This window comes from Flavobacteriales bacterium (genome assembly GCA_016712535.1).
Taxonomy (GTDB): Bacteria; Bacteroidota; Bacteroidia; order Flavobacteriales_F; family PHOS-HE28; genus PHOS-HE28.
The window spans coordinates 768,270-785,123 of record JADJQW010000003.1; the positions used below are offsets into that span (position 1 = coordinate 768,270).

At 61.2% G+C, this 16,854-nt stretch carries 7 protein-coding genes and 1 pseudogene; 1 reads left to right on the plus strand and 7 read right to left on the minus strand.

Annotation, left to right across the window (positions count from 1 at the left end; genetic code table 11):
* Positions 1-164 precede the first annotated feature (164 nt).
* The 7 genes from IPK70_13560 to IPK70_13590 form a co-directional block, all read right to left on the minus strand.
* A complete protein-coding gene (locus IPK70_13560) occupies positions 165-596 on the minus strand; it encodes a DUF2214 family protein (protein MBK8228186.1) in 432 nt (143 codons plus the stop codon).
* A gap of 115 nt (positions 597-711) precedes the next feature.
* Positions 712-4,401, minus strand: a complete 3,690-nt coding sequence (locus IPK70_13565; protein MBK8228187.1) for a VCBS repeat-containing protein — start codon at positions 4,399-4,401, stop codon at positions 712-714.
* A gap of 235 nt (positions 4,402-4,636) precedes the next feature.
* Positions 4,637-5,134, minus strand: coding sequence for a DinB family protein (locus IPK70_13570; protein MBK8228188.1), 498 nt, complete (start codon positions 5,132-5,134; stop codon positions 4,637-4,639).
* A 32-nt stretch (positions 5,135-5,166) separates the two neighbouring features.
* Positions 5,167-7,008: a polysaccharide biosynthesis protein gene (locus IPK70_13575; GenBank protein ID MBK8228189.1), complete on the minus strand. Its 1,842-nt coding sequence runs from the start codon at positions 7,006-7,008 to the stop codon at positions 5,167-5,169.
* Between the two features lie 169 nt (positions 7,009-7,177).
* Entirely contained in the window at positions 7,178-11,440 is a 4,263-nt protein-coding gene (locus tag IPK70_13580) for a hypothetical protein (protein ID MBK8228190.1), read from the minus strand.
* Positions 11,440-15,492 (minus strand): hypothetical protein, encoded by a 4,053-nt coding sequence (locus IPK70_13585; protein ID MBK8228191.1) that lies wholly within the window; start codon positions 15,490-15,492, stop codon positions 11,440-11,442. The genes IPK70_13580 and IPK70_13585 overlap by 1 nt, the downstream gene beginning before the upstream one ends.
* A 393-nt stretch (positions 15,493-15,885) precedes the next feature.
* A complete protein-coding gene (locus tag IPK70_13590; GenBank protein ID MBK8228192.1) occupies positions 15,886-16,329 on the minus strand; it encodes a universal stress protein in 444 nt (147 codons plus the stop codon).
* 166 nt (positions 16,330-16,495) lie between these two features.
* On the opposite strand from IPK70_13590, the pseudogene IPK70_13595 reads away from it, so the two are divergent.
* Positions 16,496-16,828 (plus strand): annotated as a pseudogene (locus IPK70_13595) (alkylphosphonate utilization protein).
* Positions 16,829-16,854 lie beyond the last annotated feature (26 nt).

The following is a 16,854-nucleotide window of genomic DNA, read 5'->3' on the forward strand; positions in this document are numbered from 1 at the left end:
CACCCGTTGTGCCGTCGCTCACCGTGCCGCGCAGCTTGTACTGCTGGGCATGGGCCGCCGCCGTGCAGCAGCAGCAAGGCACAAGGAAGCGGATGAATCCGCGCAGGAGCTTTCGCAGTGCGGGCATGCGGTTGGGGGTTGCGCCGGGAAGATAGAGGCGGCATTCAGATCCCCCGCGCCATGGCCGCTGCCATGAGCACCATGAGCAGGAGCAAGGGCAATTGTGCGAAGGTGAGCCGTGCGAGGAGCGGCGCCTTCTCCAGCGGGATCGCGCTGTTCCGCTTGAAGGCCGCGCGCCAACGGATCAGCGTGATCATGGGGAGCAGTTCCAGTGCGAGCACGAGCAGGAAGAGGCCCATCTTGCCGATGAACCAGTGGCTCTCCAGGTAGTAATCGCTGCCTTTCTCCGCACCGCCGAAGGCGCGCCACAGCCCGGTGCCGATCCAGATCAGCGCGGCGAGCCCATACCAGTTGTCGGCGTGGAAAACGTCGGGCAGGTCGGCCGCAGTGGTGGTGCGACGCAATGCCCGGCCACGGGCATACACGGCAGCGATGCCGATGGCGAGGGCCAGCAGATGCAGGAACGGAAGCAGCAAATACTCAAGTGACACGGCAGTCCGTCTTCAGCGGTCCTGAATCATCAGGCAACCAGTGATGGAGGTGCTTCGGGGTCCGGACACGCGGACAACATAGAGGCCTGGCGCAAGTTGCTCACAGGGTATGCTCACCATGCGCGAACGCATCGGGACAGTGATCAAAGCGCGTCCGCGGATATCCATCAGGGCCAGACTGGCACCAGGCTCGGGAGGTGCTTCCAGAATCGCGGTGGCAGTGGTGCTCGCCGGATTCGGGGAATAGCTTCAGGCCGCCCGCTGGCATGAATGCGCTTCCAACGGACGTGATAGCGATGGGCGCAGTGATGGCCAGGCAACCAAAGATGCTCGTCACTTCAACAGCGTATGCGCCGGGTCCGAACGGCTGGATCGTCTGACTCGTTTCCCCGAACAAGGGCTCATTGTTCAAGTACCATTGATACGCATCCCCTTCAGTAGCGGTCAATTGACCATTGGAAAGCTGATTGACGGCCGGTTCCCACAAGGAGCAATCCACTAAGGTCGATGTCGTGGTATTGGTCACGACCTCCTCGTTCAGGTCGAAGTAGATCTCTGCCGTGTTCAATACTTGCGTCAAATGCGGAAGACCGGGCATCAGCCGGAATCTCATCTTGATGAAGCCTTGGCTGCCTGTGAAATCAGCCGAGGTGTCAGGTAGCTGTATGCCATCGAAACGAACGACCAATTCTCCGGCCGACTCAACGTGGATTTCCGTTGGAAGATGCGAGTAGGCGAGCACCTGAAGGCTTGTCAGATCGAGATGAGGGTGGAGCTGATCGCGCAACATGACATCCTGAGCGGGTGCGTTGCCCGTATTCTGGAAGCGGATAGTGTAGGTCAATTCCTCCGTGCTGAGCGGGATTGCGCCGAATACGCCGTAGCCTGCAGGTTCAACCAGCTTGTCATTGGGGTCGTAGGAGCATGCAACGGTGCCATCGAGGCTGCCTATGAAGCTGTTCGGCGATCCTCCCCCAGCGCCATTGGTCAGCACTGTCGCCGTTTGGGTCCAAACGGTGCCGATGCTCTGTGCAGGTGGCATGGTGATAACGATTTGAATCGGAAGCACCGACAACGGCAACAGGTCGTTGAAGCTCCAGGTGAAAGTCGCTCCGTTCACGGTGGATGCCGCAGGCGCGGATGAGACGTAGGTGAACAGGTTGTTGAGCGCCACGGTAACGGTGCCTGACTCAATCCGTGTCCCTTGATTGTGCAGCGTCACCCACAACGAGTTCTGCGCGGAGCAAGGTGCAGATGCGATCGTGATGTCAACATGGATCAGACTCGTATCAACCAAAGGCACGAATCCGAAGTCGAGGCCGGTCCAATCCGGTGCGCTTGGCGAAGGCTGAACGGTATAGCTCGGAGGAACGGGCAAGGTTGACCAGAACGGAAGGTTCAGGGTTGCCGATACGGTCTGGTCCACATTGTTCGAGTGCAGGGTGTAGGTGCCTGCGGAACTGCCAAGTGCGACATATCCATTGGGCGAAGCCGTGATATTCGATCCAGGCAGCGCGAAATCGCCCGAATCGAATTCGCCGTTCGCATTCATGTCGCCGAAAACGGTGCCGCTCAGCGTGAAGGGGTCCGCACCATAATTCTCGACCCATGCCATCCGGGCTCCGCGACCTTGGATCGCGTCTGAGAATAACAGGATGTCCTCGTCACCATCGTCATCGAAGTCGAAAGCACGGAACTTGCGTTGATATCCGAAAATCGCGGAGCCTTCGATATCCCAACCGGCCTGAATGATGGAAGGGCCCGGAGTGAATGCACCAAGCCCGTCATTCAGCCAGAGATAGCCTGTATTATTTCCGCTTCGCAGTACCGCTACATCAACATCGCCGTCCCGATCGTAATCGAGCGGCAAGGACCAGCACTGACTGCATATGCCACTCGGCACGATGGAAGAGCTGGCGCCGTAGCTTGAGCCACTGATGTGCGGCATCCATTGGGTTGTTCCATCGGATCCACCGCTCCCTCCGAGAAGGTCCTGCGATCCATCGCCGTTGATGTCGCGGAGCTCGATCCAATCCGCGTTGAAGTTATTGGGAAGATTCGCTTTGGGCCCGAAGCTCATCGCCCCGTTGTTCTTGACCCATTTCACAATATCGGATTGATGGACCAGCAAATCTGGATTGCCGTCGTGGTCTATGTCTGCGAATCCAAGACAATGCCATTCCCCGAAGCTGTAATTAAGTGCTGAGATATTGCTCATGAACTGGAACTCGTTGCCTCCGATATTGCGGAAGCGCATGTGGTGCGTGTCCCCGGTAACGATCATATCGACGTCCCCGTCCGCGTCCACATCAGCGCAACGCACTGAGCGAAGGCCTGAGCCGCTGACAAGGAATTGCTCTTGGAAATTGAGTGACCCCGAATTCGTGTTCAGGAACACGCTGTCATTCCGTATAGAAACGACGTCCAGGTCGCCATCATCATCCATGTCGATGTAGTCGCAGGCCCAATCATTGCCTAAACGAGCGGAGAACTTCACGGGCGCGAATTCACCAGGCCCCAGGTTCTTATAGACGCCGACCTGATAGAAGTTGAAGGGTCCGGTCATGATGTCGTCACGCCCATCCAGGTCAAAGTCTGAAATGCTCAGGAAATAAGGTACTGTGTTGACGCCTGCATGCACTGGGGGCATGTGCAGCAATGTGCCATCGCCCGGAATGTCGAAGACCTCGTTGACTAGAACGAGTTCGTCGAGGCCATCACCGTCGATGTCCCCCGCGCTCATCTGGCCACTAATGATTCCGAGTTGGTTGGGGAGCGCCGAGGTGGAAGGTGCAATGGCTGAGTTCCCTTGCATGCGCACGACCAGGAGATTGTTGGGTAGAGAGGTGAGGAGGTCCTTTTGACCATCTCCATCCACGTCGGCCATGGTTATCGAAGAGAGGAATGCCTCGGTGCCCGTTGAAAGCAACAGGGATTGTGAAGCCCCGATGGTGCAGTCCGGTTGCCCTGGCCTATAGCCCCATTGATACGGAGACACTCCTGTGGTGCTATGGACCAGGTCCATTCTCCCGTCACTGTTCACATCTGCGACATGGAAGTCGCTGCCTTGACTGATGGCATTCGTCTGTGTTTGGGCGAAGGTGCCATTGCCTAGATTCCTGAAAACCCCGTGCTGAGATTGACCGGGTGGTTGAAAAACGAGGTCGTCAAGCCCATCGCCATCGACATCAAGATGGTAGAGGTCACTGTTCCCTCCAATGAGTTGCGCAATCGCAGTCGGATCCGAATAGTTGCCCGCGCCGTCATTCTCGCTAATGAACAACTGACTGCCTGATTTCGAAACAGCATCCTGATCGCCGTCGCCATTCACATCGAAGAGAATCAAGGAAGGGATATCAACTCCGGCCGCGAACTGGAATCCCCCCATGTTGCGTTCCCAAATAGGAGGTCCACCGTCGGGATTGCGGCGAATCAAATCCGGAAGTCCGTCATTATTCACGTCCAGTACGAATAATTCACTTGCGAGAAGTGGCATCCAGCATTCTATGACTGTCGCAGTTGCGAACGTGCCAGCATTATCTGTGTTTTCGAATATGGTGATGGGCTGCGCGCCGGTGAGCAGATCCAAGTCCCCATCGCCATCAAAGTCCGCTAATTCATGGACATAGTTGAACCCCCACCATGGTGATTGGCTGATGACCCGCGGTGGACCGAACTGGGCCGTCAGTGGAAGAGCTAGAAAGAGAATGGTGCTCGAGAAAATCACCCTTTGAGTCACGCGGCCTATCGGGTTGAGGGTTGCGACCATCGATGAAACGTTCTTCGGCATGGCGCAAGCTGCTTGGTGTGATGAAAGCGGAGTCTGTCGTTCCGTTGACATCAATCCCCTCGGTTGGCTGAGATGGATGTTCGGTGCGGAGATTCTGTCAATTGACTAACAAAGGTGTGTTGCGCAGAAGGATTTAACAACATGGCCTTTGAAGGTTTGTAGCAGATGTGCATACGGGCCATTCTGCCGGTCTTTCTCCAAGTCTGGATTGGAGATCTGATGTACTCGAGCGGTCCTACACGGTGGCGATTCCGTAGAGCTTGCAAAGGGTGGTGAGGTGCCCCGTGTGAAGCGATTCGTGCCGGGCCGCATGGATGATCGCGTCGCGCACCGTCGTCCCGATCAGCGGCAGGCCCGTGCGATTGGGTGCATCCAGTTGCTCAGGCGTGAGCGTGGGCAGGTAGTCCATGGCTTTCTCATGCACCTCCTTGAAAGTGGCCCACACCTCCTCATATGGCGGGCACTGCTCTGGCGGCAGACCCTTGCCGCCGACGCTGAAGTGCTTGGCCCAGCTGAATTTCTTGAACGGGCCACCCGTGCTGTAGAGCAGCAGGCCATTCTGCGTGGTGGCCATGTGGGCCACGATCCAGAACAGGCTATTCAGCGGCTTGCCTTCACAAACGAAGACGCGATGAGGGTCCTGGCCTTTGAGCTGGCTCAGGTAGAATCGGGAGTATTCCCGGGAGCGTTCGACGATGCGAGCGAGGAATTGGGCTTCGGTGTGCTGACTCATGGATGCTGGTGGTGCATTGTTGCCAAGCCGATTCAATGTGCGGTTCGCACGCGCATTTCCGGGCCGTATTCCGGGATCATGCCCTTCAGTGCGATCACGGCTTCCGTGCCGCTCAATCGGAGCAACGCTTCCGTTCGGCGCAGCACGTCTTCGGTATCTACCGGCGACACCTGCCCGATGAGGATGCGCGGGTGGTGCGTGGGCAGGGTGTTCTCGCTGGTGGCGAGCAGCTCTTCGTAGAGCTTCTCTCCGGGGCGCAGGCCGGTGTAGGTGATGGCGATCTCGCTGCCGGGCTCCTTCCCGCTGAGGCGGATCATCTTGTCCGCCAGGTCAGCGATGCGCACGGGTTGGCCCATGTCGAACACGTAGATCTCGCCGCCTTGTCCCATCGCTGCGGCCTCCATCACCAACCGGCACGCTTCGGGGATGGTCATGAAGAATCGCGTGACGTCCGGATGCGTCACCGTTACCGGGCCGCCGGCTTCGATCTGCTTGCGGAAGAGCGGGATCACCGAGCCGCTGCTGCCTAGAACGTTGCCGAAGCGCGTGGTGACGAATACGGTTCCGCAGCCTTGCGCGATGGCGCCCACGAGCATCTCGGCCGCGCGCTTGCTGGCACCCATCACGCTGGTGGGGTTCACGGCCTTGTCCGTGCTGATGAGCACGAAACGCTCCGCCCCATGCTTGCACGCCAGCCGCGCCACCGTGCCCGTGCCGCCGATGTTGGTGCGCACGGCCTCTTCGGGCTGGGCCTCCATCAAGGGCACATGCTTGTACGCCGCTGCGTGGAAGACCAGCTGCGGCCGCTCCATCGCGAACACGGCTTCCATGCGATTCAAGTCACGCACATCGGCCACGTGCACATGGAGCATGTCGCCGCGGCCCTTGCCTACCAGTTCCATCTCCACATCATACAAGCCGCTCTCGGCGATGTCCACCAGCGCAAGTGCAGCCGTTCCCATCTCCGCCAGCTGCCGAACCAATTCGCTGCCGATGCTGCCCGCAGCGCCGGTGACCAGCACGCGCTTGCCGGCTACCAGCCGGCGCACGGCTTCCTGCTCGATGTGGATCACCTGGCGCCCAAGCAAGTCCTCGATGCGCACCTGCTGGATCTGCCCTGCGCTCAGTTGGCCATTGATCCAATCATTCACCGGCGGAATGGTGCGTACCTGCACCTTCGCGGCTATGCAGGCATCCACCACCAGGCGCCGCTTCTCGGGGTCGGGCTTGCCGATGGCGATGATCACCTGATCGATGCCCTCGGTGAGCAGGGCGGGCAATCGCCCGGTGCTCGCTATGCCGACCCCTTCGAGCCGCTTGCCGGCCTTGCGGTCATCATCATCAATGAACGCGACGACCTCGTACTTCACTGATCCCTCGCGCTCGAGCGTGCGCTTGGTGATCAAGCCCGCTTCGCCCGCACCGTGGATGATCACGCGCACGCGCTCCTTGCCCGCGCCGCGGCTGCGCAGGTGCAGCAGCTTGAAGGCGATGCGCGCCGAGATCACGAGCATGGCGGTGGCCATGAAGTCGATGATGATCACCGCGCGCGGAAGGAAGTACTGGCCATCGAAGAGGAGGAATCGAAGCAAGCTGATCGCGCCGAGAACCGCTGTGCCGGCAGCAACGGTGAGGAAGAGGCGGCGCGCATCCTCCGTGCTGGTGTGCCGCACCATGATGCGCGGGATGCCTGCGATCAGGAATGTGGAGGCGCGCACGAGCAGGAAGACAGGCAGCACGGGCAGGAGCAGTTCAACCTCGTGCGCAGGCACCTTGAAGTTGAATCGGAGCAGGTACGCTGAGGCCAGTGCCGCCATGCAGAGCACCAGGTCGATGAGGAGGATGCCCCAGCGCGGGAAAAGGCGACCGGCCATGCGGCCAAGATAGGATCGAGCAACCGTGCCGTTGAGAACGAGGAAGCCCCGGCTCGCGCCAGGGCTTCGTCGTTCAATCGTCGAAAGTCGATCAGGGCTGCGCAAGGATGCGGCCGATGATCTCCTCGCCATTCAACCGGATGCGATAGAGGTAAGCGCAGCCATTGCGCTAGGCCGGGCGGAAGGGCAGCACCAAGGTGGCGCCGGCCTCCACATGGCCGTTGTACAGTTCGCTCACCACCCGGCCTTGCAGATCGGTCACCAGAACGGTGGCGGAGCCGCTTTCCGTGGGCGTGAGGCTGATGCTGCTCTCTTCGCGGAAGGGATTCGGCCAGGCGCTCGCGGACATCTTCACGCCGGCCTGATCGGGGCCTTTGCCGTCCTCCTCTTTCTTATCGCACCAGACCGTGATCAGTTGCACGTGGGTGGAGCTGTTGCCGCAGTCGTCCGTGGCGATGTAAGTGCGCGTGATCACGTACTTGCCCTCGTCATCCATTTCGCTCTTCTCCTCTTCCACGGAGATGCTCACCTCCGCGGAGCAATTGTCGGTGGCTTCGCACTTGTCGCTGGGCTCGGGCAGCTCTTTGCAGATCACGGTGATGTCATCGACCGGGCAAGACAGCACCGGTGGCTGATCGTCGTGCACGGTGATCGTCCAGGTGGCGGTGCCCCAGTTGTGGCACTGGTCGCGCGCGGTCCAGGTATGGACGATGGTGTAGTTGCCCGCGCAATCGCCGGGGATCACCTCCATGCTGTGATAGACGGTCACATCCACCTTGGTGCATTCATCGTACGCGGTCACGTCCGGCGTGGCAATGGCGTCCATGTCGGCGTCGCAGGCGATGCTCATCGCGGCAGGCACGTTGTAGAAGATCGGGGGCACATCGTCGATGACCGTGATGTACTGGATGCAGGTCTCGGTGCTGCCATCGCTGCCCACCGCGTGCCAGGTGCGGCGGATCACGTACGGGCAGTTGCTGATGATGGCATCGCTCCACCAGGCCTGGACCACATCCGGGCAATCATCGTCCTTCTTCTTGTTGAAGATGGGTTCGCCGCCGAGGCCGAAGGGTGAGAAATCATCGGCGCACGCCACGGTGATGTCAGCAGGGCATTCGAGGATCAAGGGGTCGCAGTCCTTGTCGCAATCGGTGTTCTGCTGCACTTCGATGCTGAACTCATTGGTGCAGCCGTTCACTCCGGTGAGGATGAGCGTGTAAGCGCCTGGTGTGCTCGTGGAGATCGAGCTGCCGCTGCCTACAAGTCCATTGGCGTTGAACCACTCGGCTGTCGCGATTGCGCTGCTGCTTGTGTAGCTCACCGTTGCGGGTTCGCCCTCACAGCCGATCAGCGTGCTGCTTAGCGTCGCCTGCGGCGCCTCAAAGTCGCTGCCTACTTGCGTCGTAGCGGTGCTCGTGCAGCCGTTGCTGCCGGTCACCACCAACGTGTAGGTGCCGGGGGCGCATACGGTCGGGTTCTGTTCGGTGCTGTTGAAGTTGTTCGGGCCGCTCCAAGCGAACGAACCGTTGCCGGTGCCCATCAGCATCACGCACTCATTGTCGCAGGTGATGGTTCCGCCAGCGGCTTGCGCGCCGGGGACGTCGGTATCCTGCTCCACCTCAGCGGTAGCGGTGCTCGTGCAGCCGTTGCTGCCGGTCACCACCAGCGTGTAGGTGCCGGGGGCGCACACGGTCGGGTTCTGCTCGGTGCTGTTGAAGTTGTTCGGGCCGCTCCAAGCGAACGAACCGTTGCCGGTGCCAATCAGCATCACGCACTCATTGTCGCAGGTGATGGTGCCACCAGCAGCTTGCGCTCCGGGGACGTCATTGTCCTGCTCCACCTCAGCGGTAGCGGTGCTCGTGCAGCCGTTCGCGCCGGTGACCACCAACGTGTAGGTGCCGGGGGCGCATACGGTCGGGTTCTGCTCGGTGCTGTTGAAGTTGTTCGGGCCGCTCCAAGCGAACGAACCGTTGCCCGTGCCAATCAGCATCACGCACTCATTGTCGCAGGTGATGGTTCCGCCAGCGGCTTGCGCGCCGGGGACGTCGTTGTCCTCATCCACCTCAGCGGTAGCGGTGCTCGTGCAGCCGTTCGCACCGGTGACCACCAGCGTGTAGGTGCCGGGGGCGCACACGGTCGGGTTCTGCTCGGTGCTGCTGAAGTTGTTCGGGCCGCTCCAAGCGAACGAACCGTTGCCCGTGCCAATCAGCATCACGCACTCATTGCTGCAGGTGATGGTTCCGCCAGCGGCTTGCGCGCCGGGGACGTCGGTATCCTCCTCCACCTCAGCGGTAGCGGTGCTCGTGCAGCCGTTCGCACCGGTGACCACCAGCGTGTAGGTGCCGGGGGCGCACACGGTCGGGTTCTGCTCGGTGCTGCTGAAGTTGTTCGGGCCGCTCCAAGCGAACGAACCGTTGCCGGTGCCAATCAGCATCACGCACTCATTGCTGCAGGTGATGGTTCCGCCAGCGGCTTGCGCTCCGGGGACGTCATTGTCCTGCTCCACCTCAGCGGTAGCGGTGCTCGTGCAGCCGTTGCTGCCGGTTACCACCAGTGTGTAGATGCCGGGGGCGCACACGGTCGGGTTCTGCTCGGTGCTGCTGAAGTTGTTCGGGCCGCTCCAAGCGAACGAACCGTTGCCGGTGCCCATGAGCATCACGCACTCATTGCTGCAGGTGATGGTTCCGCCAGCGGCTTGCGCGCCGGGGACGTCGGTATCCTGCTCCACCTCAGCGGTAGCGGTGCTCGTGCAGCCGTTGCTGCCGGTCACCACCAGCGTGTAGGTGCCGGGGGCGCACACGGTCGGGTTCTGCTCGGTGCTGTTGAAGTTGTTCGGGCCGCTCCAGGCGAACGAACCGTTGCCGGTGCCCATGAGCATCACGCACTCATTGCTGCAGGTGATGGTTCCGCCAGCGGCTTGCGCTCCGGGCACATCGGTGTCCTCTTCCACCTCAGCGGTAGCGGTGCTCGTGCAGCCGTTGCTGCCGGTTACCACCAGTGTGTAGATGCCGGGGGCGCACACGGTCGGGTTCTGCTCGGTGCTGCTGAAGTTGTTCGGGCCGCTCCAAGCGAACGAACCGTTGCCGGTGCCCATGAGCATCACGCACTCATTGCTGCAGGTGATGGTTCCGCCAGCGGCTTGCGCGCCGGGGACGTCGGTATCCTGCTCCACTTCAGCGGTAGCGGTGCTCGTGCAGCCGTTGCTGCCGGTGACCACCAGCGTGTAGGTGCCAGGGGCGCACACGGTGGGGTTCTGCTCGGTGCTGCTGAAGTTGTTCGGGCCGCTCCAAGCGAATGAACCGTTGCCGGTGCCCATGAGCATCACGCACTCATTGCTGCAGGTGATGGTTCCGCCAGCGGCTTGCGCTCCGGGCACATCGGTGTCCTCTTCCACCTCAGCGGTAGCAGTGCTCGTGCAGCCGTTCGTGCCGGTCACGATGAGTGTGTACGTGCCGGGAGCGCACACGGTCGGGTTCTGCTCGGTGCTGCTGAAGTTGTTCGGGCCGCTCCAGGCGAACGAACCGTTGCCGGTGCCCATGAGGATCACGCAGGTGTTCGTGCAAGTGAGCGTTCCGCCCGTGGCGAAGGCTCCAGGCACGTCGTTGTCCTCCTCCACCTCAGCGGTAGCGGTGCTCGTGCAGCCGTTCGCACCGGTGACCACGAGCGTGTAGGTGCCGGGGGCGCACACGGTCGGGTTCTGCTCGGTGCTGCTGAAGTTGTTCGGGCCGCTCCAAGCGAAGCTGCCGTTGCCGGTGCCGCTCAACTCGACGCACTCATTGCTGCAGGTGATGGTTCCGCCAGCGGCTTGCGCTCCGGGGACGTCATTGTCCTGCTCCACCTCAGCGGTAGCGGTGCTCGTGCAGCCGTTGCTGCCGGTCACCACCAGCGTGTAGGTGCCAGGGGCGCACACGGTCGGGTTCTGCTCGGTGCTGTTGAAGTTGTTCGGGCCGCTCCAAGCGAACGAACCGTTGCCGGTGCCAATCAGCATCACGCACTCATTGTCGCAGGTGATGGTTCCGCCAGCAGCTTGCGCTCCGGGGACGTCATTGTCCTGCTCCACCTCAGTGGTAGCGGTGCTCGTGCAGCCGTTCGCGCCGGTGACCACCAACGTGTAGGTGCCGGGGGCGCACACGGTGGGGTTCTGCTCGGTGCTCGTGAAGTTGTTCGGGCCGCTCCAGGCGAACGAACCGTTGCCGGTGCCCATCAGCATCACGCACTCGTTGTTGCAGGTGATGGTTCCGCCATCGGCTTGCGCGCCGGGTGCGTCGGTGTCCTGCTCAACCTCAGCGGTAGCGGTGCTCGTGCAGCCGTTGCTGCCGGTCACCACCAGCGTGTAGGTGCCGGGGGCGCACACGGTCGGGTTCTGCTCGGTGCTGTTGAAGTTGTTCGGGCCGCTCCAAGCGAACGAACCGTTGCCGGTGCCAATCAGCATCACGCACTCATTGTCGCAGGTGATGGTGCCACCAGCAGCTTGCGCCCGGGGACGTCATTGTCCTGCTCCACCTCAGCGGTAGCGGTGCTCGTGCAGCCGTTCGCGCCGGTGACCACCAACGTGTAGGTGCCGGGGGCGCATACGGTCGGGTTCTGCTCGGTGCTGTTGAAGTTGTTCGGGCCGCTCCACGCAAAGCTGCCGTTGCCCGTGCCCATGAGCATCACGCACTCATTGCTGCAGTTGATGGTTCCTCCCGTGGCGAAGGCTCCGGGCACATCGGTATCCTCCTCCACCTCAGCGGTGGCGGTGCTCGTGCAACCATTGCTGCCGGTGACAATCAGCGTGTAAGTGCCGGGAGCGCACACGGTCGGGTTCTGCTCGGTGCTGCTGAAGTTGTTCGGGCCGCTCCATGCGAAGGAGCCGTTGCCGTTGCCGCTCAGCATCACGCACGTGTTGTTGCAGGTGATGGTTCCGCCAGCGGCTTGCGCGCCGGGGACATCGGTGTCCTCTTCCACCTCAGCGGTAGCGGTGCTCGTGCAGCCGTTGCTGCCGGTGACAACCAGCGTGTAGGTGCCGGGGGCGCACACGGTCGGGTTCTGCTCGGTGCTGTTGAAGTTGTTCGGGCCGCTCCAGGCGAACGAACCGTTGCCGGTGCCCATGAGCATCACGCATTCATTGCTGCAGGTGATGGTTCCGCCAGCGGCTTGCGCGCCGGGGACAGTCGTGTTCACTGTGACATCAACTTGATCCGTCGCCGTGCAGCCGGTCTGAGGATTGGTGACCGTTAGCGTGTAGGTGCCGGCTGCGTTCACCGTGGGGTTGGCCGAACCGCCGCCATTGACGATGCCCGGACCGGTCCAGCTGAAGTTCACGCCTGGCGTCTGGCTGGAGCCATCCAGTTGCACCGTCGCACCTGTGGTGCAATTGATCTCCGCGTCGGCGCCCGCGTTCGCAGAGGGCGGCAAGGTGCCATCGATATTGACCAGCACCACCGCGCTGCATTGGTTGAAATCGGTGACCTGCACGGAGTACGCTCCGGCACTCGCATTCGTGAGGTTCGGACCTGTGGCACCGGTGCTCCAGAGATAGCTGTAGCCGGGGGTGCCTCCTGTTCCGCTTGCTGTGGCGCTGCCTGTTCCGGTTCCGCAGGCATCGAGCGTTGTGCTCACATTCGCACTGAGCGGAGCGGGTTGCCCCACCACGAAGTTGGCTGTTGCGCTGCAGCCATTGAAGTCGGTAACGGTCACGCTGTAAGGACCGGCCGCAAGGTTCACCGCGGTCCCGCTGGTCTGCCCATTGCTCCAGGCGTAAGTGAAAGGCGCCTGGCCATCGGCCGTTGCCGTGATGCTGCCAGTGGCAGAACCGTTGCACAGCGCATCGGTCACTGTTCCGTCGGCGGTCATGATGCGCACCTTAACCACTTGGTCGGCAGCACCGGCGAGGATGCAGGCATCGCCTCCGATGATGCGGCGGATGTACGTGTCCTGCGTGAGCGCACCGATCTGCGCGCCGCTGAGGTTCTGGCCCGTAGCGCCGGGTATGTCCGTCCAAGTGAGGCTGTCAGGGCTGATCTGCCATTGGTAAGTCGCAGCGCTCGGGAAGGCAGGGTAACCGGAGGCGACGTTGTTGCGCACGATGGTGGGCAACGAATAGCTCGGCTCCGATCCCATGATGTCGCCTGGGGTTGCGCCGGGGCAGATGGACACGCCTTGATAGGTGATGCTGTTGCCGAGCAGGTCGGGCGGGTTGGCCCAGACCACAAGGCCCGGCTCGTAGCGGCTCGTCGTGCTGTTCTTGGTGGTGTTGACGGCGCCTTGGGTTAGCGGGATGTTGTTGCTCTGCGCAGTGACGATGGTGTAGATGCGGCAATCGTTGAATTTGATGCCGCGCTCGCCTACGGGGTCGTAGTCGTCACTGGTGCCGCCGTAGTAGGTGCTGAATTCGAGCTGGTTCAGGTTGCTCTTCAGCTTGAAGAAAACCTTGTCGTTGCTGCCTTGATTGGTGGTCTGCAGCGGAACGTTGGGCGAGGCGCTCACCGGGAAGTTCGTACTGGCGCTGTAGCCGAAGACGTACGCATCATTGTTCAGGTCAGTATTGAGGCCCATCATGTTCACTTCATTGCCGGAGCCGCCGATGTAGGTGCCAGCGAGGAATGTCTGGTCAATCGTCATGCGGCCCACATAGAAGTCATTGTTGCCGTTGTGGCTGGTGTCGAACACCCCGTCCGTGATGTTCGAGCTGCTGAGTCCGCTGGTTACGCCGCCAAAGAAGAGCTCATCCTTGGCGGTATTGAACTCCATGCAAAGCAGGTTGGCATTCTGGCTGCTGGCGCTGGAGTAATAGCTGCTCCAAACGGTGGCAGCGGTGGTTCCGTTGAGGCGTTGGAGGAATCCGGCCGTGCTGCCGCCGCGCGTGCTCTGGCGCGGGTTCAGGGTAGGGAAGTTGGTGCTGCTGGTATTGCCGCCCACGAAGAGGTCTCCGGTTGCGGTGTTGTGGAGCATGATGCTGGCCCGGTCGGCGGAGCTGCCGCCGTAGTTCCGCATCCAGACGATGCTGCTCAGGTCCTGGTTGACGCGGAAGAGGAAGACATCGCTCCCGCCGTTGTTGGTGTTGCTGGCTCCGCTGCCGGGGTTCAGCGTGAGCAGGTTGGTGCTCGTGGTGCTCCCGCCCACGAACACATCGCCATTTGCGGCCAGGCGCACGTCGTAGTTGTCGTCGCTTCCGTTGCCACCAACGACAGCCGCCTTGATGCTGTTGCCGGCGGTGTTGATCTTCAGCACGAACACATCGATGCCGCTCTGGGCCTGCTGGTTCACGCTGCTGCCGGTGAAGGCCGTACCGCCCAGAAGCGGGAAGTTGGTGCTGCCGGTCTGGCCGGTGATGTACAGGTTGCCGTCGGGTCCCTGCTCCATCGCGTAGGGGTTGTCATCGCCGTTTCCGCCGATGTAGGTCTGCCACACCCGGGTGCCGCTGCCTCCCACCGTTGCAGGCTCGAGGTACTTGCCCACGATCATCTCCAAGCCGCCATTCGTCGTCTCATCGAACGCGCCGGGCGTGATCTGGTCGGTGGTCCCGGTCACTCGGGCGACCACATAGATGGCGCCGTCGCTCGGGTCCACCCAGATGCAGTGGCCGTGGTTGTCGCTGCTGCTGTTGGTATTGATCCATGTGGCCCATCGCATGGCAATGGGGTCGATCACCAAGGGTTGGGTGCGATCGTAGGCGCCCAAGGTGAATCGCAGGACATTGCCGTCCACCTTGTAGGCGGCGTCGATGCGGGTCTCGCGGCCGTTGCTCCGTTGGTACACGTATGGAGCGGGATGGGCCATTTCGCCCAGGATCGTCTCGATGACCAGTTCGCCATCATCGTTCACATGCATGCGCTCGATGCCCTCGTGGGCGATGGCGACATTACCGGGGTCGCCGCCCGGCTTCACGATCAGGTCATACTCCAACGAGCCGTCCTCAGCCGGATAGTAGCGCGCATCGATGCCACGATAGATGCCCGTGTACCAGACCTCCTGGAAACTGGAGGCATCCAAGGCGCTGCGCTCGCCCACGAAGTAATTGGTCAGTTCGGGGTGCCGATCACGTGCTTCGATCCGCATGGCATCCGATGCGCCGATGAAGCGATGCCGCCAGGAGTGGCCGCGCTTGCGCCATTGCAGCTCGCGCATCGGTCGGCCTTGGGCCATTTCCTCCTCGATGCGGAATCCTTCAGCGATGCGCTTCTCCACTTCCACCGGGTCGAAGGCGGTGACCACCATGCCTTGCGCGGTGGCCACGGCTTGGCCAAGCGGGAAATCGGCGCGGTAAAGGACCTGAGCTCCGAACTGCCCTCCGTTCTCCATGAAGGTGATGCGCTGATCGTGCCGGTTCAGCAGGGCATCAATGTCCACGTGCTCGTGGCCGTGGTCGTGGCCGGTGTGCGGTGCACGGGGTTTCACCGGATCGATCCGGTGCTGTGCCGCTGCATGCCAGCCTGTGGCAAGCAGCAAGAGCAGCGCGATCAGCCGCGCGATCTCTTTCGTGAAGGGGTTTCGGTGCTTCATCGGGGTTCGAGGTGTAGGGGTTTGCTCATGAGGTGCGGAAGGCCAATGGCCCTCCAGTGGAGTCGTTGTTGGCCTGCTTCCTTGATAGGGCCCTAGGCCCAGGTCGGGATCGAGCCAGAGCACCTCAGGATTGGGCGCCGGCAAGGCTGCTTGAGTGGATCGCATGGTCTTGCTCAGTTGACTGAACAAGCGTCCAAAGGCAGGGTCTGAAGAGCGATCCGGTCGAGAAAGAGTGGCGCGAACGTATCAGGATTGATAGACGAATGTCAAGTGTTCGTCGAAGATTAGACCCTGTTCGTGCGGTAAATAGCGCATTGTAGAGGCCGTTTGAATGGCCTTTCGCTCGATGAACTGGCCCCTCGGCTCAGTTCCGTGATTGCCAGGGTAACCGGCCTATCCGCGATTCGGCGTGGGCACCACAAGAACGGGTGCCGTGCATTCACGGAGCACTTGTTCGCTCACGCTGCCAACGAAGGCGCGGTAGAGAGCGCTGTGCCCATGGGAACCCACCACCACCATGTCGCTCTTCAACCTTTCGACCTCGGCGAGAATGGTCTCTGCTGTTGGGCCTTGCAACAGCAACGCCTCGGAATCAATGCCTTTTTCGCGGGCTTCCGCAGCCATCCCTTGCAGGTCGATGTGCTCTTGCCGCAGCTGTTCAGCCCGATGATCCCGGATGTATTGCGGACCTGTCTTGAAGCCGATGAAATCGGGGTCTGGCGCGGCCACATGGATGAGCCACAGCTTGGCGTTGTGGTGTTTCGCAAACTCACATGACAATGCAAGCAGGCTCGGGGTCACTGCTGAAAAGTCGACGGCTGCAAGGATGCTCTTCATGGCTTTCGGCTTTGCGGTGAAGGTACTGGACGACCATGGATAATGATGGACATTCGTCATGCGCGCAACCGCAGATGTGAGCGGTCAATGGAAATATGGGCCTAAAGGTGCACTGGGTCATCTGGAAGCCGAGCCATGAAATAGCTTACCGTCCATTCCGATCCCAATGAGCGATTCCCAGAAATGCCCTGAATGCACATCCTTATCTATCCAACATGCAACTCGAGATGTGCGTCGCGTGCGGGCAAGAATGGAACCCGGAGGATCGATTGCTGCGAGCGGGGGACCTGTTGTGAAGGATGCCAATTGAAAAGTTCTTCAGGATGGCGATGATGTGCTGATGATCAAGGACATGGCTGTGAAAGGGGCACCGAAGGCCTTGAAGGCGGGCACCAAGGTGCGGAACATCGAATTGGTTGACTGCGAGCACCACATCGATTGCCGGATTGAAGGATTCGGCGCGATGGTCCTGAAGAGCAGGTATTTGCGCAAGGCCTGAGGTTGGTGGTTTGCGGCTAATCCTGA

Bases quoted from the DNA above. Each gene is read 5' to 3' on its own strand.
- IPK70_13565 (MBK8228187.1), bottom strand. From the start codon at position 4,401: ATGCCGAAGAACGTTTCATCGATGGTCGCAACCCTCAACCCGATAGGC.
- IPK70_13570 (MBK8228188.1), bottom strand. From the start codon at position 5,134: ATGAGTCAGCACACCGAAGCCCAATTCCTCGCTCGCATCGTCGAACGC.
- IPK70_13575 (MBK8228189.1), bottom strand. From the start codon at position 7,008: ATGGCCGGTCGCCTTTTCCCGCGCTGGGGCATCCTCCTCATCGACCTG.
- IPK70_13580 (MBK8228190.1), bottom strand. From the start codon at position 11,440: ATGCTGATTGGCACCGGCAACGGTTCGTTCGCTTGGAGCGGCCCGAAC.
- IPK70_13585 (MBK8228191.1), bottom strand. From the start codon at position 15,492: ATGAAGCACCGAAACCCCTTCACGAAAGAGATCGCGCGGCTGATCGCG.
- IPK70_13590 (MBK8228192.1), bottom strand. From the start codon at position 16,329: ATGAAGAGCATCCTTGCAGCCGTCGACTTTTCAGCAGTGACCCCGAGC.